The sequence below is a fragment of the Pseudomonas sp. IT-P218 genome (assembly GCF_949767605.1).
In the GTDB taxonomy this organism is placed as follows: domain Bacteria; phylum Pseudomonadota; class Gammaproteobacteria; order Pseudomonadales; family Pseudomonadaceae; genus Aquipseudomonas; species Aquipseudomonas putida_AE.
Window position 1 is genome coordinate 201,991 of the sequence record NZ_CATKQQ010000044.1, and the last position, 21,830, is coordinate 223,820.

The 21,830-nt window shown below is 59.9% G+C and carries 10 protein-coding genes and 1 pseudogene; 7 read left to right on the forward strand and 4 right to left on the reverse strand.

Annotated features, from left to right (window positions below; translation table 11 throughout):
• Positions 1 to 155: 155 nt before the first annotated feature.
• The 5 genes from aceE (at position 156) to msrA (ending at position 10,099) form a co-directional block, all read left to right on the forward strand.
• On the forward strand, positions 156 to 2,801 hold the full coding sequence (gene aceE, locus ACM6I6_RS21330; RefSeq protein WP_274076039.1) for a pyruvate dehydrogenase (acetyl-transferring), homodimeric type: 2,646 nt from the start codon (positions 156 to 158) through the stop codon (positions 2,799 to 2,801).
• Between the two features lie 11 nt (positions 2,802 to 2,812).
• Complete coding sequence (aceF, locus tag ACM6I6_RS21335) at positions 2,813 to 4,774, forward strand: dihydrolipoyllysine-residue acetyltransferase (protein WP_274076040.1); 1,962 nt, start codon at positions 2,813 to 2,815, stop codon at positions 4,772 to 4,774.
• Positions 4,775 to 5,037: 263 nt separating this feature from the next.
• Complete coding sequence (locus tag ACM6I6_RS21340) at positions 5,038 to 6,432, forward strand: alkaline phosphatase D family protein (RefSeq protein ID WP_414920729.1); 1,395 nt, start codon at positions 5,038 to 5,040, stop codon at positions 6,430 to 6,432.
• Between the two features lie 263 nt (positions 6,433 to 6,695).
• Positions 6,696 to 9,389 carry a putative bifunctional diguanylate cyclase/phosphodiesterase gene (locus tag ACM6I6_RS21345; RefSeq protein WP_274076041.1) on the forward strand — a complete coding sequence of 898 codons (2,694 nt, stop codon included), beginning with the start codon at positions 6,696 to 6,698 and terminating at the stop codon, positions 9,387 to 9,389.
• Between the two features lie 62 nt (positions 9,390 to 9,451).
• Positions 9,452 to 10,099 carry a peptide-methionine (S)-S-oxide reductase MsrA gene (msrA, locus tag ACM6I6_RS21350; protein ID WP_274076042.1) on the forward strand — a complete coding sequence of 216 codons (648 nt, stop codon included), beginning with the start codon at positions 9,452 to 9,454 and terminating at the stop codon, positions 10,097 to 10,099.
• A 110-nt stretch (positions 10,100 to 10,209) separates the two neighbouring features.
• On the opposite strand, the gene ACM6I6_RS21355 is transcribed toward msrA, so the two are convergent.
• From ACM6I6_RS21355 to putP, 4 genes and pseudogenes are all read right to left on the reverse strand, one after another.
• On the reverse strand, positions 10,210 to 11,046 hold the full coding sequence (locus ACM6I6_RS21355) for a 23S rRNA (adenine(2030)-N(6))-methyltransferase RlmJ (RefSeq protein ID WP_323608931.1): 837 nt from the start codon (positions 11,044 to 11,046) through the stop codon (positions 10,210 to 10,212).
• Positions 11,047 to 11,239: 193 nt separating this feature from the next.
• Positions 11,240 to 11,570, reverse strand: a pseudogene (locus ACM6I6_RS21360) (hypothetical protein).
• Between the two features lie 569 nt (positions 11,571 to 12,139).
• Positions 12,140 to 13,552: a PAAR domain-containing protein gene (locus ACM6I6_RS21365; RefSeq protein ID WP_406591492.1), complete on the reverse strand. Its 1,413-nt coding sequence runs from the start codon at positions 13,550 to 13,552 to the stop codon at positions 12,140 to 12,142.
• Between the two features lie 288 nt (positions 13,553 to 13,840).
• The gene (gene putP / locus ACM6I6_RS21370; protein ID WP_323606446.1) at positions 13,841 to 15,325 is read right to left on the reverse strand and encodes a sodium/proline symporter PutP; all 1,485 of its coding nucleotides are present in this window, start codon (positions 15,323 to 15,325) and stop codon (positions 13,841 to 13,843) included.
• Positions 15,326 to 15,787: 462 nt separating this feature from the next.
• Between putP and putA the strand changes: the two genes are divergently transcribed.
• Both putA and ACM6I6_RS21380 read left to right on the forward strand, forming a co-directional pair.
• A complete protein-coding gene (putA, locus tag ACM6I6_RS21375) occupies positions 15,788 to 19,738 on the forward strand; it encodes a trifunctional transcriptional regulator/proline dehydrogenase/L-glutamate gamma-semialdehyde dehydrogenase (RefSeq protein ID WP_323606448.1) in 3,951 nt (1,316 codons plus the stop codon).
• A 213-nt stretch (positions 19,739 to 19,951) separates the two neighbouring features.
• Positions 19,952 to 21,754, forward strand: a complete 1,803-nt coding sequence (locus ACM6I6_RS21380; RefSeq protein ID WP_414920672.1) for an acyl-CoA dehydrogenase — start codon at positions 19,952 to 19,954, stop codon at positions 21,752 to 21,754.
• The last annotated feature ends 76 nt before the right edge of the window (positions 21,755 to 21,830 follow it).

A 21,830-nucleotide genomic window follows, 5' to 3' on the forward strand; every position in this document is an offset into this window, starting at 1 on the left:
ACATTAGCAAGGCTGAAATGCCGGATGATTTGTAGTAAAACTACACACCGCCGGACCAACCTATCGGCAATCCAAGAATTCATAACGTCTGCCCACAAGGCCAGTCGCTAACTCAGGCAACCGATTCTGGTAGCCTTTCCGCCCTGGAGCAAGCCATGCAAGACCTCGATCCCGTCGAAACCCAGGAATGGCTGGACGCCCTGGAATCGGTTCTCGACAAAGAAGGCGAAGACCGTGCTCACTATCTGATGACCCGTATGGGTGAACTCGCAACCCGCAGCGGTTCGCAGTTGCCTTACGCCATCACCACGCCTTACCGCAACACCATCCCGGTAACCCACGAAGCACGCATGCCTGGCGACCTGTTCATGGAACGCCGCATTCGCTCGCTGGTACGCTGGAACGCGATGGCCATGGTAATGCGTACGAACCTGAAAGATTCTGACCTCGGCGGCCACATCTCCAGCTTCGCTTCCAGTGCGACCCTGTATGACATCGGCTTCAACTACTTCTTCCAGGCCCCGACCGACGAACACGGCGGCGACCTGATCTACTTCCAGGGCCACACCTCGCCAGGCGTTTACGCCCGTGCGTTCATGGAAGGCCGCATTTCCGAAGACCAGATGAACAACTTCCGTCAGGAAGTGGACGGTCAGGGCCTGTCGTCCTACCCGCACCCTTGGCTGATGCCTGATTTCTGGCAGTTCCCGACCGTATCCATGGGTCTGGGCCCGATCCAGGCGATCTACCAGGCGCGTTTCATGAAGTACCTGGAAGCCCGTGGCTTCATTCCTGCCGGCAAGCAGAAAGTCTGGTGCTTCCTGGGCGACGGCGAGTGCGACGAGCCGGAATCCCTGGGCGCGATCTCCCTGGCTGGCCGCGAGAAGCTGGACAACCTGATCTTCGTCATCAACTGCAACCTGCAGCGCCTCGACGGCCCGGTTCGCGGCAACGGCAAGATCATCCAGGAACTCGAAGGCGTGTTCCGCGGTGCCCAGTGGAACGTGACCAAAGTCATCTGGGGCCGTTTCTGGGACCCACTGCTGGCCAAGGACGTCGACGGCATCCTGCAACGTCGCATGGACGAAGTCATCGACGGCGAGTACCAGAACTACAAAGCCAAAGACGGCGCGTTCGTGCGTGAACACTTCTTCAACACGCCAGAACTCAAGGCGATGGTCGAAGACCTGTCCGATGACGAGATCTGGAAACTCAACCGTGGCGGCCACGACCCGTACAAGGTCTACGCGGCGTACCACGAAGCGGTCAACCACAAGGAACAACCGACCGTCATCCTGGCCAAGACCATCAAGGGTTATGGCACCGGTGCCGGCGAAGCGAAGAACACCGCGCACAACACCAAGAAGGTTGATGTTGAAAGCCTGAAGCTGTTCCGCGATCGCTTCGACATTCCAGTGAAAGATGAAGAGCTGGAAAACCTGCCGTTCTTCAAGCCGGAGCCAAACAGCGCCGAAGCCCGCTACCTGAGCGAGCGCCGCACTGCACTGGGCGGTTTCGTGCCACAGCGTCGCGCACAAAGCTTCAGCGTACCGACGCCGCCACTGGATACCCTCAAGGCTATCCTCGACGGCTCGGGCGATCGTGAAATCTCCACCACCATGGCCTTCGTGCGCATTCTCGCGCAACTGGTCAAGGACAAGGAAATCGGTCCGCGCATCGTGCCGATCATCCCGGACGAAGCCCGTACCTTCGGTATGGAAGGCATGTTCCGTCAGTTGGGCATCTACTCGTCCGTCGGCCAGCTCTACGAGCCAGTCGATAAAGACCAGGTGATGTTCTACAAGGAAGACAAGAAGGGCCAGATCCTCGAAGAAGGCATCAACGAAGCGGGCGCCATGAGCTCCTTCATCGCTGCCGGTACTTCGTACTCCAGCCACAACCAGCCGATGCTGCCGTTCTACATCTTCTACTCGATGTTCGGTTTCCAGCGTATCGGCGACCTCGCGTGGGCCGCTGGCGACAGCCGTACCCGTGGCTTCCTGATCGGCGGCACCGCCGGCCGTACCACCCTGAACGGTGAAGGCCTGCAACACGAAGACGGTCACAGCCACCTGCTGGCCGCGACCATCCCGAACTGCCGCACCTACGATCCAACCTACGGCTACGAGCTGGCGGTGATCATTCAGGACGGCATGAAGAAGATGACCGAAGAGCAACAGGACGTCTTCTACTACATCACCGTGATGAACGAGTCCTACCAGCAGCCAGCCATGCCGGCCGGTGCCGAAGAAGGCATCAAGAAAGGCATGTACCTGCTCGAGGAAGACACCCGCGAAGCGGCGCACCACGTCCAGCTGATGGGCTCCGGCACCATCCTGCGTGAAGTCCGTGAAGCAGCGAAGATCCTGCGTGAAGAGTTCAACGTCGGCGCCGACGTGTGGAGCGTTACCAGCTTCAACGAACTGCGTCGCGACGGCCTGGCCGTTGAGCGCACCAACCGTCTGCACCCTGGCCAGAAGCCTAAGCTGAGCTATGTGGAAGAGTGCCTGAACGGCCGTAAAGGTCCGGTCATTGCCTCGACCGACTACATGAAGCTGTTCGCCGAGCAGATCCGTCAGTGGGTACCGTCCAAGGAATTCAAAGTCCTGGGCACCGACGGCTTCGGCCGCAGCGACAGCCGCAAGAAACTGCGTCATTTCTTCGAAGTTGACCGTCATTTCGTGGTGTTGGCAGCCCTGGAAGCACTGGCTGACCGTGGTGACATCGAACCTAAGGTCGTGGCTGAAGCCATCGCCAAGTTCGGTATCAACCCTGAAAAACTCAACCCACTGGACTGCTGAGGAGAGATTCTGTGAGCGAACTCATTCGCGTACCTGACATCGGCAGCGGTGAAGGTGAAGTAATTGAACTGTTTGTGAAGGTCGGCGACCGTATCGAAGCCGAGCAGAGCATCCTGACGCTGGAATCGGACAAGGCGAGCATGGAAGTGCCTGCGCCGAAGGCCGGTATCGTCAAGAGCCTGAAAGTTAAGCTGGGCGATCGCCTGAAAGAAGGCGACGAGCTGCTGGAGCTGGAAGTCGAAGGTGCCGCTGCTGCTCCTGCGGCTGCAGCTGCGCCTGCTGCTGCAAAAGCAGAAGAGAAACCGGCCGCTGCACCAGCGCCGGCCGCTCCTGCTGCTGCGCCTGCTGCCGCTTCGGTTCAGCAAGTGCACGTGCCGGACATCGGTTCGTCGGGCAAGGCCCAGATCATCGAGATCCAGGTCAAGGTCGGCGACACCGTCGCAGCTGATCAGTCGCTGATCACCCTGGAATCCGACAAGGCCAGCATGGAAATCCCGTCGCCTGCCGCTGGCGTGGTCAAGGCCATCAGCGTCAAGCTCAACGACGAAGTCGGCACCGGCGACCTGATCCTGGACCTGGAAGTGGCGGGTGCTGCGGCACCGGCTGCTGCCGCTCCGGCCCAGGCTGCCGCTCCTGCTGCCGCTGCTCCTGCGCCAGCCGCTGCCGCTCCGGCTGCTCCGGTTGCCGACAGCGTCCAGGACATCCACGTTCCGGACATCGGTTCGGCGGGCAAGGCCAAGATCATCGAAGTGTTGGTCAAGGCCGGCGACACCGTTGAAGCCGACCAGTCGCTGATCACCCTGGAATCCGACAAGGCGAGCATGGAAATTCCATCGCCTGCCGCTGGCGTGGTGGAGAGCGTCTCGGTCAAGCTGGACGACGAAGTCGGTACCGGCGACCTGATCCTCAAGCTGAAAGTCAAAGGCGCTGCCCCGGCCGCCGCTGCGGCACCTGCCGCTGCCGCGCCGAGTACTCCTGCGCCAGCCGCTGCTGCTCCTGCTGCTGCAGCACCTGCCGCCGCCGCACCGGTTGCCGCTCCAGCCCGACCTGGCGCCAAGGTTCACGCCGGCCCTGCCGTGCGTCAACTGGCCCGTGAATTCGGTGTCGAGCTGAGCGCCGTTGGTGCCAGCGGTCCTCACGGTCGCATCCTCAAGGAAGACGTGCAGGTTTACGTCAAAGCCATGATGCAGAAGGCCAAGGAAGCACCGGCCGCTGCTGCTGGCGCTACCGGTGGCGCGGGCATCCCGCCGATTCCGGTCGTGGACTTCAGCCGCTTCGGTGAAATCGAAGAAGTGCCGATGACCCGCCTGATGCAGGTCGGCGCTGCCAACCTGCACCGCAGCTGGCTGAACGTGCCGCACGTGACGCAATTCGACTCGGCGGATATCACCGAGCTGGAAGCGTTCCGTACCGCCCAGAAAGCCGTCGCAGAGAAGGCCGGCGTCAAGCTGACCATCCTGCCGTTGCTGCTCAAGTCCTGCGCGCACCTGCTCAAGGAACTGCCGGACTTCAACAGCTCGCTGGCGCCAAGCGGCAAAGCGATCATCCGCAAGAAATACGTGAATATCGGCTTCGCCGTCGACACTCCGGATGGCCTGCTGGTACCGGTCATCAAGAACGTCGACCAGAAGAGCCTGCTGCAACTGGCTGCCGAAGCTGCTTCCCTGGCTGAAAAAGCCCGGACCAAGAAGCTCTCGTCGGACGAGATGCAAGGCGCCTGCTTCACCATTTCCAGCCTCGGGCACATTGGCGGCACCGGCTTCACGCCGATCGTCAACGCGCCGGAAGTGGCGATCCTCGGTGTTTCCAAGGCAACCATCCAGCCAGTCTGGGACGGCAAAGCCTTCCAGCCGAAACTGATGCTGCCGCTGTCGCTGTCCTACGATCACCGTGTGATCAACGGCGCCGCTGCTGCACGCTTCACCAAGCGTCTGAGCGACCTGCTGGCGGACATCCGCACCATCCTGCTGTAACACCGGCCGGCCCTTCCTTACCGGAGGGCCTGTCGCGTTTCACGTTTTCCGAGCGCCACGCTCGTACCTCAACCCCGCCAATTTGGCGGGGCTTTTTTTGCCCGGTGTTTTTTACTCATTAGATGAGTTCCTACATTTGTGGCTGATATCCCCCACAAGTCGAGTCCATTTCAGCCCGGTATTTTTCAAGGCCAAATAACTAGCCTGCTTGCACGGCCATTTAAAGCCGATTGCTCGTTAATACCAACCGAATGGATTCGAACATGTTTAAACCTACAGTCGGGCCAATCATTGGCCACACCACAACTAACCACGCACGTATCTTTTTGCGTGGAGAGGCAAATAAAGACACCCGTGCATTTGCCGGCATTCGTTATCGGCGCCTCGGTGACGAGAACTGGTCAAAGGGTACTTTCGCCGAACTCGAAAAAGCCCGTGACATGTCCGCCGTCCTGGTTCTCAACAACCTGACCGCCGACACCGTGCATGAATATCAAGCCGGCTGGTTCAACCCGATCAAGCCTGTTTCCTCTGTAGAGACAATCCAGGAACTGCCCTTGCAGTGGCCTCGGCAAATCCATCGTCTGCGCACCCGCTCGAGCCAGGCCGCACAACCCAAGGCCTATGTCACGGGCTCTTGTCGCTATCTGCGGCTGACCGCAGGCATTGCGGCCGAACCGCATCTGGGTGACAGGATATTCGCGTCAATAGCAAGACTGGCCGAGCAGGCCGATCCGCCTGTCAGTGCAATGCTGATGACCGGTGACCAGATCTACGTTGATGATTTGAACTTCATTGCCCCAGACCGCGAACTCAAGGATATTCTTCGCAAATATCGCGTGGCCTTTTCACAGCCACATATCGCAAAGTTAATGTCAGCCCTGCCAACTTATATGACCCTCGATGATCATGAGATCGAGGACAATTGGCCAGCCAACAGAAACAAGTCCGATGACTTTCTATATGCCAATGCGATGAACGCCTATGAGTTGTACCAGGCCAGCCATGGCCCGGCATACGAACTGTACGCCGATGGGCAAATCAACCGAAAACTGGACAAATACTGGTACCAGTTCACCGACGGTGATATCGAATGGTTCGTCACCGACACCCGTACCCGACGCAATCTTGCAGCCAACGACCGACGCATCCTCGATATCGAGCAGGAGCAGGCCTTGTGCGAGTGGCTGATCAACAGTTCGGCCCGGGTCAAATTCGTGGTCACCAGCGTCATGTTCTACCCCGACAACAAACGCCCGGACAACGACGCCTGGCAAGGCTTTCCCGCGCAACGACTACGGCTGCTTGAAACGATTCGCACATACGCCATCAAAAATGTCTTCATCATTTCAGGCGACGTCCACGGCTCATTGACCAGCCGTCTGACCCACAGCACGGACCCGAGCTTCGAAGTGCATACCATCGTCTCCTCGCCCCTGTGCAACAGCAAGCTGCTGCCCTATGCCAAGGCCTCCACCTTCATCCTCGACAAACCCCTGGCCCGAACCGCTGGGGGCGATTACCGACACGCGCTGACCAGTGATGTGATCAGCCAGGATAACTTCGCGCACCTGATCGTCGATTCGGAGCAGGTTCATGTGCGCTATCACGACCGGGATGGCGGCCTGTTACAGGCGGTCAGTATTTTGCTGCGTTAAACGCAAAAGATCGCAGCCTTCGACAGCTCCTACAGGAGTACACAACCCCCTGTAGGAGCTGCCGAAGGCTGCGAACCTTTTGGCCTAATACAATCTTTCAGTCGTGCGCTGGAGAAATCTTCACTGCTGCCGACATATTCTTATAGCACTTGGCCTTCATCTCTCTTGTCAGTCAGTGTCGCAATGATGCAACCTTGCCGCAGGCAACAGTAAAGAGGGCGAGAGCCCGGCGCGATCAGCATATTCGAAGCGAGTTTCCCTCCATGAAAAGCCAACCCGATGCCGCCAGCCGTATGGTGGCCGAGGTAGTGACGCAGCTGCCTGTGCCCTCGCGGCTCGGCATGCTGCGTTTCGAACGGCTGAATGAACCAAGCTGGGCGCTGCTGTTTCTCGACCCCAATTGCGAACGCCAGTTCGGCCTGCCGGCGGTGGAGCTGTGCGCCCTGGTCGGCTCGCCCTACGCCAGCCTGATGGAGCCGGAAGCTCGCTATCAGCTGCACGATGCGATTCAGGCGCAGTTGAGCGAAAGCACGCACTATCTGATCCGCTACACCCTGCACACCGCCTCTGGCTCGCTGAGCCTGCTGGAGCTGGGCGAAGCCTACAAACAACACAATCGACACCTGTTGCGCGGTTACCTGCTGGTCATTGACGGCCTGTTCGAGGATGACCCGCTGCTGCCGGCGCTGGACCTCGAAACCCAGAACTCGCGCCTGCAAATCGCCCTGGAGCTCAACCAGCGCGCCCAGCAGGAACAACTGCAACATCTGGACCGGGCGCGTGCCCAGCAGGACCTGATCCTGCTGCTGACCCGCCAGCGCTACAGCAGCAACAATTCCCTGCGGGAAGCCGCCGAACTGATCACGCGCAGCGCCTGCGAGATTTACCAGATCGACTGCGCCAGCCTGTGGCACCTGGAAGGCTCGATGCTGGCGCCCATCTCGGCCTATCACCGCTCGACCCAGGAATACCTGTTGCCGGCGCCGATCGACGTCAGCGTATTCCCCGATTACCTCGACGCCCTGCATACCGGCCGCGCCATCGATGCCCACAACGCCATGCGCGACCCGCGCACCCGGGACATGGCCGAAAGCCTGCGCCCGCGGGATGTCAATGCGATGCTCGATGCCAGCATCCGTGTCGACGGCCAGGTGGTCGGCGTGTTGTGCCTGGAACAAACCGGTGCGACCCGCGCCTGGCAGTCGGACGAAATCGCTTTCGCCGGTGAGCTGGCGGATCAGTTTGCCCAGGTCATCAACAATCACAACCGACGCACCGCCACCAGCGCCCTGCATTTGTTCCAGCGGGCGGTCGAGCAAAGCGCCAACGCCTTTTTGCTGGTCAATTGCGATGGCATCGTGGAGTACGTCAACCCGAGCTTCACGGCGATTACCCAGTACACCACCGAAGAAGTCCACGGCCAGCGCCTGGCGGAATTGCCGGCACTGGAGAACCTCAGTGAACTGCTGTTCGACGCGCCCTCCGCGTTGGCCAAGAGCAACAGCTGGCAGGGCGAGTTCAAGAGCCGCCGCAAAAACCTCGAACCCTACTGGGGCCAGCTGTCGATCTCCAAGGTCTATGGCGACAACCGCGAGCTGACCCATTACATCGGCATCTATGAAGACATCACCCAGACCAAGCTCGCCCAGCAACGCATCGAGCGCCTGGCCTATACCGACAACCTGACCAACCTTGGCAACCGCCCGGCCTTCATTCGCAACCTCGACGAACGCTTCGCCCGCGACAGCGACGCGCCGATCAGCCTGTTGCTGGTCGACATCGACAACTTCAAGCGGATCAACGACAGCCTCGGCCATCAGACCGGCGACAAGCTGCTGATCAGCCTGGCCCGGCGCCTGCGCAACAGCCTCAACCCGGGTGGTAGCCTGGCGCGGTTTGCCAGTAACGAATTCGCGGTGCTGCTGGACAACACGGGCCTTGAACTCGGGCAGCAGGTCGCCAACCAATTGCTCACGACCCTCGACAAACCGATGTTCGTCGACAACCAGCTGATCAGCGTGACCGGCTCGGTCGGCCTGGCCTGTGCCCCCTTGCATGGGCGCGACCCGCAGACCCTGATGCGCAACGCCGGGCTGGCCCTGCACAAGGCCAAGGCCAACGGCAAACATCAGGTGCAGGTCTTCACCGAAGCCCTGAACGCCGAGGCCAGCTACAAGCTGTTCGTCGAAAACAACCTGCGTCGCGCCCTGACCCAGAACGAACTGGACGTGTTCTACCAACCCAAGCTCTGCCTGCGCAGCGGACGCCTGCTGGGGATGGAAGCGCTGTTGCGCTGGAATCACCCGGAAAAAGGCATGATCCGCCCAGACCAGTTCATCAGCGTCGCGGAAGAAACCGGCCTGATCATACCGATCGGCAAATGGATCGCCCGCCAGGCCTGCCGCATGAGCAAGGCGCTGACGGCCGCCGGCCTGGGCAACCTGCAGGTGGCCATCAACCTGTCACCCAAGCAGTTCTCCGACCCGGACCTGGTGGCGTCCATCGCCAACATCCTCAAGGAAGAAGCGCTGCCGTCGCGCCTGCTGGAGCTGGAACTGACCGAAGGCCTGCTGCTGGAAGCCACCGAAGACACTCACCTGCAACTCGACCAGCTCAAGCGCCTGGGCCTGACCCTGGCGATGGACGACTTCGGCACCGGTTACTCGTCGCTCAGCTACTTGAAAAAATTCCCCATCGACATCATCAAGATCGATCGAAGCTTCATCCACGAGATCCCGGATAACCAGGACGACATGGAAATCACCTCCGCGGTGATCGCCATGGCCCACAACCTGAAACTCAAGGTCGTGGCTGAAGGCATCGAGACCGCCGAGCAGTTGGCCTTCCTGCGTCGCCACCGTTGCGACGTTGGCCAGGGCTACCTGTTCGACAAACCGATCCCGGGCCTCGACCTGATCGACAGGCTCAAACGCTATCCGCGCGGCCCGATCGCCTGACAGCGAGCCAACACTCGGGCACACTGCATCTCTAACTATTTCAATGACTGAGAGGACTGAAGATGGTTCTGCGCTCGGAAATTCTGGTGAACAAAAACGTGCTCCCTACCAAAGAACAAGCTCTGCCTGGCCGTGAAACCCCCATGACCGTGCCGGAAAAACACTTCGTCCACGACGCGCCGCTGCTGGGTCCGTTCGCGATGGACGTGGATTTCGCGATCTTCGGCCTTGGCTGTTTCTGGGGCGCGGAACGCAGGTTCTGGCAGCGTGAAGGCGTGGTCAGTACGGCCGTGGGTTACGCTGGCGGCTTCACCCCGAACCCGACTTACGAAGAAGTCTGCTCTGGCTTGACCGGCCATAGCGAAGTCGTGCTGGTGGTCTACGAGCCGGCAAAAGTCAGCTACGAAGCGCTGCTGAAGATGTTCTGGGAACTGCACAACCCGACCCAGGGCATGCGCCAGGGCAATGACCTCGGCACCCAGTATCGCTCGGTGATCTACGCGACCAACCCGAGCCAACTGGAAGCCGCGAAAAAAAGCGCGCAGGTGTTCCAGGTCGAACTGACCAAGGCCGGCAAGGGCACCATCACTACCGAAATCGACGAAGCGCCGACGTTTTTCTTCGCCGAGGCTTATCACCAGCAGTATCTGGCGAAAAACCCGGAAGGCTATTGTGGGATTGGCGGTACCGGTGTGACCTGCCCTATCTGATCTGACGCAAAATCACTTGTAGGAGCTGGCTTGCCAGCGAAGACGGCCGATAGATCACCACAAGGTTTACGGGCCCCTTCGCCGGCAAGCCGGCTCCTACAGGCCGAGCATTACTCGGCAATCAACCAATCCATCCGCCACCCGCCCTGCGTCTGCCCAAGCTTCTCGGACAACCACGGCAGCAACTCACGCAACTCTTCCTCCAGCCCCCACGGCGGATTGGCAATCGCCAAACCGGAGCCGTTCAGGCTGTTAGGCGTATCCAACGGATGCACCAGCAACTCGACCCGCAACAACTTCGGCGCACCGGTACCGGCCAGGTCCTGATAGAAACGGCGCAATGCGCGCTGATCCTTCACCGGGTACCAGATCGCCGCCACGGTCTGGCGCATCCGCCCCACAGCCTCTTTCAAGGACGCTGCACAGCGCTGCATCTCGTCGAGCTTTTCGAACGGCGGATCGATCAACATCACCGCGCGCTTCTCGGGCACTGGAAGCAACGCCCGCGGCACATGCCAGCCTTCACCAAGATGCACCTTGACCCGCCGATCCCCGGCCATATTGTCCTTGAGCAACACGCCGTCTTCCGGGTGTTTCTCGTTGAGCAACACACGGTCCTGCGCACGCGTCAGGCGCCGCGCCAACTCCGGCGACCCCGGGTAATAGCGTAACTGTCCATCCGGGTTCATCTCATGCAGCACCTGCATGTAATCAGCCGTCAGGATCGGCAGATCCGGCTGATCCCACAAACGCGCGATGCCTTCCAGGTACTCACCGGTACGGCTGGCCTGATCGCCTTGAAGGTCGTACAGACCAATGCCGGCGTGAGTGTCGAGATAGGCAAACGGCTGCTCCTTGCGCGACATCAGTGCGATGAGGCGGGTCAAGGTCAGGTGTTTGAACACATCGGCGTGATTGCCGGCATGGAAGGCGTGGCGATAATTCATGGTTGCTCCTGCGAAGGCCGGCAAGTTTACCTTTTACCGGCCAGCAAGTCAGGGGTTGGGGGCTGAGTGGCCCTCAACGTCAAAAGATCGCAGCCTTCGGCAGCTACAAGGATCGCGCAAGATGGATCTGACACCTGTAGGAGCTGCCGAAGGCTGCGATCTTTTGATCTTGATCTTGATCTTGTGACGACGCCTACACCCCTGCCGAATGCCGCGCCCGCAATCGCCGCCCAACCACATCCAGCACGTCACAGCCATCGCGCAGCGGAATAGCGCAAAGCAAGGCAAAGTCGCTGAGGATAAAGGGACTCACACTCGATGGAACCGCGCATCGACAGGTTCTCAAGCACCTGGGTAACTGCGCGGAGTCTGTAGTTTGCGGCGTCCGCAAGGACGTCGAGTGGCGCGTGGGTGTCGACGAACAGGGTGGGCATATCGGTGCAGTTGCTGGTCAATGCCATGAAGCGGTTGTCGGGATGGGGAGTTGGTTTTTCGTAGGGCGGATCGGGGTGAATTGTTTTCATTAGTAGCTCCCAAAGATGAATCGGAGCTGCCATCAGCCTTCCTACAGGCTAGGGTGGCAGCTAAGCGCGGGGTAGGAATATCGAGACCTTGGGAAAACTCGACCACGCCGAAGCGTGCCCGCGCGTAGCCGCCGCAACTGATCTTACGGACGCATATAAACGACATCTTTAAGCTGCAGAGGCCGACTAGAAAATCTCCATTTCAACCATCGCTGCGAGGCAGAACATAATCAATAGAAGAACGATCACAGACCACTGCAATACAATCAGCCTAAATCTAAGTGATGACGGTAGGCTTCTTATATCGTCGGCACTGATACGACCGCGTTTAATGTAGAAATCGGGGAATGTCACAAACCCGGAGATCCCCCCTACCACCATCAATTTCCCCCAAGGTCCGCCGCAGCTTAGAGGTGCAAGACTTATAACGGCAGGGCTGTTTTGGAAATAACCCAGCAAGACCTTCATTTTTGTATAGGCCAGGTACAGGGTAAATCCAATGCATGCGATGAGCCCTCCGAAATCAATTAGTCCGACTACGAGAAATAATTTATCAGCTGTGCTCAAAGTCACTTCACTAACTCATAAATTTTCTCAGCGATATTCTCACCAACTTTTTCACCCGCTTGACCTGCAGAAAAGGTTGCTCCTCCGACCACCAAAACTCCGCAAGCCAATACGGATAATCCTCTGGTATAACCACCAAGTCCCACGCAGAGCCCTCCAACTACAGGGGCACTTAACACAATACCGGATGCCCAGCCACCGGCCAGACCTCCAGCAAAGCTTCCCGCCTCAGTGAATTTGACTCTCTCACAAGCTTCGGTGTTTCCCGCAGAACACACATCCTGAACCTTCATGGCCGACGCCCCTCCACCGACCGCAGTGCCGACCCAGCCACCGTACTTGAGGTATTTGGATGCTCTGGCTACCCCCTCAAGATGACTGGCATACCCGGGTACATGCTGTGCGCTGCCGGCCTCGGTCCAGCGGTGAACCAAGCTGCGACTTGAAATACCCAATGAACGCTTCAAATTTGGATGATCCGGAAAGCCGATGCCTTTAGGGGTCAGGCTTGTCATATGGGTATTGAGTTGAGCGAACAAGTGTTGGCGTTCCGCAAAAAACGTCGGTGAGCGCAGATGCCCATCTCGCTGGAATGAACGCTGATGCAGAGCTTCGATGTCACGTAAGGTTTTATCTACGTTATCCAGATTATTTTTAAAAATGCTTTGACCAATTCCAATAGCGTTCGAGCCATAGGTCAGGAAGGTCTGGATGACATCACGGTGTTGCACCATGAAATCCGCTTCTTCCGGGCTAAGCGTTTCAATGATCTGGTTGGTCTTGGCCGCCACGTCCATGAGCAGGGCTTCTTCACGGGTGCACTGGTAGTTGTTGGGGTCACTCAGCACGATCATCGAGCCGGCTTTGACGTCACGCAAGTTGGGATTGAGCAGCTTGAATTTGCCCATCACCGCCGGGTCACGCACGATGAACAAGGAGGCTTCAAGCTGTTCGCGGGTGGTGCTTTTAGGCACGATGTAGAAGCCCGGTTCCTGGGCCGCTGCACCGCCCGGGAACACTGGCTTGGGAGTGTTCGATGCAGACGCGAAACCGGCTGAACGTGGTGCTGCCGGGTTGCCGGCGAAAGGTGTGGTCGGTTGGGGCGCGGCCCCTGTGGTCTGGGGCGCAGCACTGCTACGCGACTCATAAGTGGCGTTAAAAACCGACGGGATCAACCTGGCTCTGCACGGGCAGGTGCTGTAGCTGTCCAGCGAGCCCGCCACGATCCTGCCATGACTGCTGATGTAGGAGACGCCTCCCACGATCTTGTAGGTTTCGTCGTTTTTGCCGCAGGAAACGCGGTCGCCTTCACGCGCATGGGCGATACCAAACATCATGACGCGTGTGTCGGCTTCCAACACCTTGCCGCCGCAAGTGGTCTCGTCACCCAGGCGAATGAAATGTCCTTTGGCCATTGCTGATCTCCCTCTCTGCTGGCGCCCCAGTCATGGAAAGCGCACCACTGTTAACCATCGATAAGCCGACTCGGGATGAGCGGCTTAACGCAAAGTACGTGGACAAAGAGGAAACTCAAGACGGTCTAGAAAATCAGGAAATGCCTTACGAGCTGGACGGAAAAGGACCACGGAAACGGGATGACTAACGCCGGTTTTCGGTCCTGGCACGCCAAAAAAAACGGCCCGCACCTTGAGGCTGCGAGCCGTTCTTTCATCAGCGACGGGGAGCGTTCACCCCATCACTTATCACTTGTTCAAACGGAAATCCGCCTCGGCAGCAGCAAAGCGCGAAAGCATGCCGCTAGTCGGCGTGCCCAGCTTGCTGACGATGTAGATCGCCAGGCTGGCGAAGATGAAGCCAGGGATGATTTCGTACAGGCCCAGCAGTTCGAAATGCTTCCAGACGATCACGGTGATCGCGCCGACCAGGATGCCGGCCAGTGCGCCGTTACGGGTCATGTCTTTCCAGATCACGGAGATCAGTACGACCGGACCGAATGCAGCGCCGAAACCGGCCCAGGCGTAGCTCACCAGGCCCAGTACGCGGTTTTCCGGGTTGGCGGCCATCGCGATGGCAATCAGGGCAACCAGCAGCACCATGGCGCGGCCGACCCAGACCAGTTCAACCTGGGAAGCGGATTTACGCAGGAAGGTCTTGTAGAAGTCTTCGGTCAGGGCGCTCGAGCACACCAGCAGCTGGCAGCTCAGGGTGCTCATGACCGCCGCCAGAATGGCCGACAGCAGTACACCGGCAACCCATGGGTTGAACAGGATTTTCGCCAGTTCAATGAACACACGCTCGTGGTTTTCGGTCACAGGACCGGCCACATCAGGGTGCGCCGAGAAGTACGCGATGCCGAAGAAGCCTACGGCCACAGTGCCGCCCAGGCACAGGATCATCCAGGCCATGGAGATGCGACGGGCCTTGGCGATCGACTTCACGGAATCGGCTGCCATGAAACGCGCCAGGATGTGCGGCTGGCCGAAGTAGCCCAGGCCCCAACCCATCAGCGAGATGATGCCGATGAAGGTGGTGTTCTTCAGCATGTCGAAGTTGCTGGCGTCTTGCGCTTCGATGGCCAGGAACGTGGTGTCGACGCCACCGGTGGCCAGCAGCACGATGATCGGCGTGAGCAACAGGGCGAAGATCATCAGGGTCGCTTGTACGGTGTCAGTCCAGCTCACTGCCAGGAAACCGCCGACGAAGGTGTAGGCAATCGTCGCCGCAGCGCCGGCCCACAGCGCAGTCTCGTAGGACATGCCGAAGGTGCTTTCGAACAGACGGGCGCCGGCCACGATGCCGGAAGCGCAGTAGATGGTGAAGAACACCAGGATCACGACGGCGGAGATGATCCGCAGCAGGCCGCTTTTGTCTTCGAAACGGCTTGAGAAGTAGTCCGGCAGGGTCAGCGCATCGCCGTTGTGCTCGGTCTGCACACGCAGACGGCCAGCGACGAACAGCCAGTTGAGGTACGCACCGACGATCAGGCCGATGGCGATCCAGCTTTCGGACAGACCGGACATGTAGATCGCGCCCGGCAGGCCCATCAACAACCAGCCGCTCATGTCGGAGGCACCAGCGGACAACGCGGTCACGACGCTGCCCAGGCTACGGCCGCCCAGGATGTAATCGGAAAGGTTGTTGGTAGAGCGATAGGCCATGAAGCCGATCAGCACCATTGCTGCGATGTAGATCACGAACGTGATCAGGGTTGGATTGCTTACGCTCATTTAAGTGACGCCCTGGCTTTGTTTTTATGTAGCGGCGGCTGGTGAACCGCTGGCAAACGGTGACGTTTGACAGGCGATCCGGGATCCCGCGCATTTATGACTGATGTTTCCCCAGGAAAGCCATCAGCCGGAGCACCCGAATCGAGTTCGGGTTGCACCTTGGGCGCGAATGCTATTCAACAAAGCAAATAAGGTGCAACCAGTTTCTCGAGAATAAGTTGCACCTAGTCGGAAATAAATTTCAAAACCGGTTTTTTGCTCCTTTTCGGAGCAAGAAGAAGGAGCAGCCACCCTAAAAAGCACCAAGCAGAGGCGGCACTTGCGTACCAGAATTTATTTCCTGACGAGCTGCGTAACATTCCGACAAAAAAAGGGTTGCACCCGGTTGCACCTCAACAGTCGCGCGGCTAATCTTGCCGCCAGCTGATGCCACGCAGTCGTGGCAAACATGAGGATAAAAACATGGCTACCACCACCCTTGGGGTCAAACTTGACGACCCGACCCGCGAACGCCTCAAGGCTGCCGCGACCTCGATTGATCGCACGCCGCATTGGCTGATCAAGCAGGCAATCTTCAATTACCTGGAAAAACTCGAGGGTGGTGCAACCCTGTCCGAGCTGAACGGTTTGACCAAGGATTCCGACGACAGCGTCGACGCGCCTCTGGATCACGCCCACCAGTGCTTCCTCGAATTCGCCGAAAGCATCCTGCCGCAATCCGTACTGCGCGCTTCGATCACTGCCGCCTACCGTCGCCCTGAGCCGGAAGTGGTGCCGATGCTGATCGAGCAGGCTCGCCTGCCGGCGCCTATGGCCGAAGCCACCAACAAGCTCGCTGCGTCTATCGCGGAAAAACTGCGCAACCAGAAGAGCGCTGGCGGCCGTGCCGGTATCGTTCAGGGCCTGCTGCAGGAATTCTCCCTGTCGTCCCAGGAAGGCGTGGCGCTGATGTGCCTGGCCGAAGCGCTGCTGCGCATCCCGGACAAAGGCACCCGCGACGCCCTGATCCGCGACAAGATCAGCACCGGCAACTGGCACCCGCACCTGGGCAACAGCCCGTCGTTGTTCGTCAACGCCGCGACCTGGGGCCTGCTGCTGACCGGCAAGCTGGTGTCCACGCACAACGAAGCCGGCCTGACGTCGTCCCTGAGCCGCATCATCGGCAAGAGCGGCGAGCCGATGATCCGCAAGGGCGTCGACATGGCCATGCGCCTGATGGGCGAGCAGTTCGTCACCGGCGAAACCATCGCCGAAGCCCTGGCCAACGCCAGCAAGTTCGAAGCCAAGGGTTTCCGCTATTCCTACGACATGCTCGGTGAAGCCGCACTGACCGAGCACGATGCGCAGAAGTACCTGGCCTCGTACGAACAAGCCATTCACTCGATCGGCAAAGCGTCCCACGGTCGTGGGATTTATGAAGGCCCGGGCATTTCGATCAAGCTGTCCGCCCTGCACCCGCGTTACAGCCGTGCGCAGTACGAGCGTGTGATGGACGAGCTGTACCCGCGCCTGCTGTCGCTGACCCTGCTGGCCAAGCAATACGACATCGGCCTGAACATCGACGCCGAAGAAGCCGACCGCCTGGAGCTGTCGCTGGATTTGCTCGAGCGCCTGTGCTTCGAGCCGCAACTGACTGGCTGGAACGGCATCGGTTTCGTCATCCAGGCTTACCAGAAGCGTTGCCCGTACGTGATCGACTACGTGATCGATCTGGCTCGCCGCAGCCGTCATCGCCTGATGATCCGCCTGGTGAAAGGCGCGTACTGGGACAGCGAGATCAAGCGCGCCCAGGTCGAAGGCCTGGAAGGCTATCCGGTCTACACCCGCAAGGTGTACACCGACGTGTCCTACATCGCTTGCGCACGCAAACTGCTGTCGGTGCCGGAAGTCATCTACCCGCAGTTCGCCACGCACAACGCCCACACCCTGTCGGCCATTTATCACATCGCCGGTCAGAACTATTACCCGGGCCAGTATGAGTTCCAGTGCCTGCACGGCATGGGTGAACCGCTGTACGAACAGGTTGTAGGCAAAGTTTCCGAAGGTAAGCTGAACCGTCCGTGCCGCGTGTACGCACCGGTCGGCACCCATGAAACCCTGCTGGCCTACCTGGTGCGTCGCCTGCTGGAAAACGGCGCGAACACCTCGTTCGTCAACCGGATTGCCGACCAGTCGATTTCGATCCAGGAACTGGTAGCCGACCCGGTAGCCAGCATCGAGCAGATGGCGACCGTGGAAGGTGGTTTCGGCCTACCGCACCCGCGCATTCCGCTGCCGCGTGACCTGTACGGTGCCGAGCGCGCCAACTCCAGCGGCATCGACATGGCCAACGAACATCGTCTGGCTTCCCTGTCCTGCGCCCTGCTGGCTACCGCGCACAACCACTGGAAGGCCGCGCCGATGCTCGGTTGCGCGTCCAGCAGCGAACCCCCCGCGCCAGTGCTGAACCCGTCCGACCTGCGTGACGTGGTTGGCCATGTACAGGAAGCGACCGTCGAAGACGTCGACAACGCGATCCAGTGCGCCCTGAACGCCGCGCCAATCTGGCAGGCCACCCCGCCGGCCGAACGCGCTGCGATCCTGGAACGCGCTGCCGATTTGATGGAAGGTGAGATCCAGCCGCTGATGGGCCTGTTGGCTCGCGAAGCCGGCAAGACCTTCGCCAACGCCATCGCCGAGGTGCGTGAAGCCGTGGACTTCCTGCGTTACTACGCGGTGCAGGCACGCAACGACTTCACCAATGACGCCCACCGTCCGCTGGGCCCGGTGGTGTGCATCAGCCCGTGGAACTTCCCGCTGGCGATTTTCAGCGGCCAGGTAGCTGCGGCACTGGCAGCCGGTAACCCGGTCTTGGCCAAGCCTGCGGAACAGACTCCGCTGGTCGCTGCTCAAGCCGTGCGCCTGCTGCTCGAAGCCGGCATTCCCGAGGGCGTGCTGCAACTGCTGCCGGGTCGCGGCGAAACCGTCGGCGCTGGCCTTGTGGGTGACGATCGCGTCAAAGGCGTGATGTTCACCGGTTCCACCGAAGTCGCTCGTCTGCTGCAACGCAACATTGCCGGTCGCCTGGACAGCCAGGGTCGTCCGATTCCGCTGATCGCCGAAACCGGTGGCCAGAACGCGATGATCGTCGACTCTTCGGCACTGACCGAACAGGTGGTGATCGACGTGGTTTCCTCGGCCTTCGACAGCGCCGGCCAGCGGTGCTCAGCCCTGCGCGTGCTGTGCCTGCAGGAAGATTCCGCCGACCGCGTGATCGAAATGCTCAAGGGCGCCATGGCTGAAAGCCGCCTCGGCAACCCTGAGCGCCTGTCCGTGGACATCGGCCCGGTGATCGACGCCGAAGCCAAGGCTGGCATCGAGAAGCACATCCAGGCCATGCGCGACAAAGGTCGCAGCGTGTACCAGGTGGCCATCGCCGACGCCGAAGAAGTCAAACGCGGCACCTTCGTGATGCCGACGCTGATCGAACTGGAAAGCTTCGACGAACTGCAACGGGAGATCTTCGGTCCGGTGCTGCACGTGGTGCGCTACAAGCGCAAGGACATCGATCAACTGATCGCGCAGATCAACGCTTCCGGCTACGGTCTGACCCTGGGTGTGCACACCCGCATCGACGAGACCATCGCCAAGGTGATCGACAACGTCAATGCCGGTAACGTCTACGTGAACCGCAACATCGTCGGCGCCGTGGTCGGCGTACAGCCGTTCGGCGGCGAAGGCCTGTCGGGTACTGGTCCGAAAGCCGGTGGCCCGCTGTACCTGTACCGCCTGCTGTCGACCCGTCCTACCGATGCGATCGAACAATCCTTCGCCCGAGGCGACGCGATTGCCGCACCGGACGTTCGCCTGCGCGACGCCATGAGCAAGCCGCTGACCGCCCTGAAAGCCTGGGCCGACAGCAACAAGTTCGCCGACCTGAGCACTCTGTGCGTACAGTTCGCCGCACAATCGCAAAGCGGTATCACCCGCGTTCTGGCTGGCCCGACCGGCGAGCGCAACAGTTATGCGATCCTGCCGCGTGAGCACGTGCTGTGCCTGGCGGAAGTCGAAGGCGATCTGCTGACGCAACTGGCGGCAGTACTGGCTGTCGGCGGTTCGGCGGTATGGCCGGAAGCTGAGCTGACCAAGGCTTTGTTCGCCCGCCTGCCGAAAGACATTCAGGCACGCATCAAACTGGTGTCCGACTGGAACAAGGATGAAGTGGTGATTGATGCAGTTCTGCATCACGGCCATTCCGACCAGTTGCGCGCGGTTTGCCAGCAAGTGGCCAAGCGTGCCGGCGCCATTGTCGGGGTTCAGGGCTTGTCGCAGGGTGAGACCAATATTGCGTTGGAGCGCCTGGTGATTGAGCGGGCCTTGAGCGTTAACACTGCTGCGGCGGGTGGTAATGCCAGCTTGATGACCATCGGATAAACCGCAACACGATCGGGCAGCTGCGGCTGCCCGATCTTTGGAAGCAAGATCAAGAGATCGCAGCCTTCGGCAGCTCCTACAGGGAAACGCATTCCAGTGTAGGAGCTGCCGAAGGCTGCGATCTTTTGCTTCTCCATCACGCTCATCAATCATCCTGTTCAACCACTATTCCCACGCCTAGACTCGGCCCATCCCAACAAAAGGTAGGCCGCCATGTCCGAGACGTTGCTCAGTTCCCGCAATCTGGCTTTCGAGCTGTATGAAGTCCTCGATGCCGAGGGCCTGACCCAGCGTGAGCGTTTCGCCGAGCACAATCGCGAGACCTTCGATGCCGCCCTCGGCACCGCCCGCAACATCGCCGAGAAGTTCTTCGCCCCGCACAACCGCAAGGGCGACGAGAACGAGCCACGCTATGAAGACGGCAAGGCGATCCTGATTCCCGAAGTGAAACCGGCGGTGGATGCCTTCCTCGAAGCCGGTTTCCTCAATGCCGCGCGCAGTTTCGACGCAGGCGGCATGCAGTTGCCTACATTGCTGTCCCAGGCCTGCTTCGCCCACTTTCAATCGGCCAACGCGGCGACAACGTCCTATCCCTTCCTGACCATGGGCGCGGCGAACCTGATCGAAAGTTTCGGCACCGAAGAACAGAAGCGCCGCTTCCTGCAACCGATGATCGACGGTCGCTTCTTCGGCACCATGGCTCTGACCGAGCCCCATGCAGGCTCGTCGCTTTCGGATATTCGGACACGTGCCGAGCCTGCGCTGGACGGCACCTATCGACTCAAGGGCAACAAGATCTTCATCTCCGGCGGCGATCATCCGCTGTCGGAAAACATCGTGCACATGGTCCTGGCCAAGCTGCCGGATGCACCCGCCGGGGTGAAGGGCATTTCGCTGTTCATCGTGCCCAAGTTCCTGGTCAACGATGACGGTAGCCTGGGCCAGCGCAACGATGTGCTGCTGGCCGGGCTGTTCCACAAGATGGGCTGGCGTGGCACCACGTCTACCGCGCTGAACTTCGGCGATAACGGTGAGTGCGTCGGCTATCTGGTGGGCAAGCCGCACCACGGCCTGAGCTACATGTTCCAGATGATGAACGAAGCGCGGATCGGCGTCGGCATGGGCGCGGTGATGCTTGGCTACGCCGGCTACCTGTATTCCCTGGAGTACGCCCGCGAGCGTCCGCAGGGTCGCGTGCCGGACAGCAAGGACCCGAACACTGCGCCCGTGGCGATCATCCAGCACGCCGACGTCAAACGCATGCTGCTGACCCAGAAGGCTTACGTCGAAGGTTCGTTCGACCTGGGTTTGTACACCGCCCGCCTGTTCGACGACACCACCACCCTCGAGACCGAAGCCGAACGCAAGCAGGCCCATGAACTGCTGGACCTGCTGACGCCCATCGCCAAATCCTGGCCGTCGGAGTTTTGCCTGAAAGCCAACGAGCTGGCGATCCAGATCCTCGGCGGTCACGGCTATACCCGCGAATATCCGGTTGAACAGTACTACCGCGACAACCGCCTCAACCCGATCCACGAAGGCACCCACGGCATCCAGTCGCTGGACCTGCTGGGGCGCAAACTGGCACAGAACGGCGGTGCCGGGCTTAAGCAACTGATCCGCCTGATCGCCGACACCACCGAGCGCGCACAGGCCCATGAATCGCTGACTGCACTGCGTGAGCCGCTGGAGAAACTGGTGGCGCGCCTGCAAACCGTGACCATTGGCCTGCTGACGGACCTGGCCCAGGGCAAGGTCAACAGCAGCCTGGCGAACTCCGCGCTGTACCTGAAAGTGTTCGGCCATGCGGTGATTGGCTGGCGCTGGCTGGAACAGGCGATTCGCGCCGAGGAAGGGCTGGCCAAGGGGAATGCGGCGGATGTGAGTTTCTATAAAGGCAAGTTGCAGGCGGCACGGTACTTCCTGACCTGGGAAGTGCCGGGTTGCCACCATGAACTAGCGATTCTTGAGGCGCGGGATGATGTTTGCTTGAACATGCAGGATGAGTGGTTCTGATCCAAGTCTTGAGGTGCAGCTGAAATCCATTCGCGAGCAAGCCCGCTCCCACAGTTGAAATGCGATCCACTGTGGG

What these genes read in the sequence shown, in the direction of transcription:
- ACM6I6_RS21340 (WP_414920729.1), top strand. Translation starts at nt 5,038, where the DNA reads ATGTTTAAACCTACAGTCGGGCCAATCATTGGCCACACCACAACTAAC.
- putP (WP_323606446.1), bottom strand. Translation starts at nt 15,325, where the DNA reads ATGAGCGTAAGCAATCCAACCCTGATCACGTTCGTGATCTACATCGCA.
- putA (WP_323606448.1), top strand. Translation starts at nt 15,788, where the DNA reads ATGGCTACCACCACCCTTGGGGTCAAACTTGACGACCCGACCCGCGAA.
- msrA (WP_274076042.1), top strand. Translation starts at nt 9,452, where the DNA reads ATGGTTCTGCGCTCGGAAATTCTGGTGAACAAAAACGTGCTCCCTACC.
- ACM6I6_RS21345 (WP_274076041.1), top strand. Translation starts at nt 6,696, where the DNA reads ATGAAAAGCCAACCCGATGCCGCCAGCCGTATGGTGGCCGAGGTAGTG.
- aceE (WP_274076039.1), top strand. Translation starts at nt 156, where the DNA reads ATGCAAGACCTCGATCCCGTCGAAACCCAGGAATGGCTGGACGCCCTG.
- ACM6I6_RS21380 (WP_414920672.1), top strand. Translation starts at nt 19,952, where the DNA reads ATGTCCGAGACGTTGCTCAGTTCCCGCAATCTGGCTTTCGAGCTGTAT.
- ACM6I6_RS21365 (WP_406591492.1), bottom strand. Translation starts at nt 13,552, where the DNA reads ATGGCCAAAGGACATTTCATTCGCCTGGGTGACGAGACCACTTGCGGC.
- ACM6I6_RS21355 (WP_323608931.1), bottom strand. Translation starts at nt 11,046, where the DNA reads ATGAATTATCGCCACGCCTTCCATGCCGGCAATCACGCCGATGTGTTC.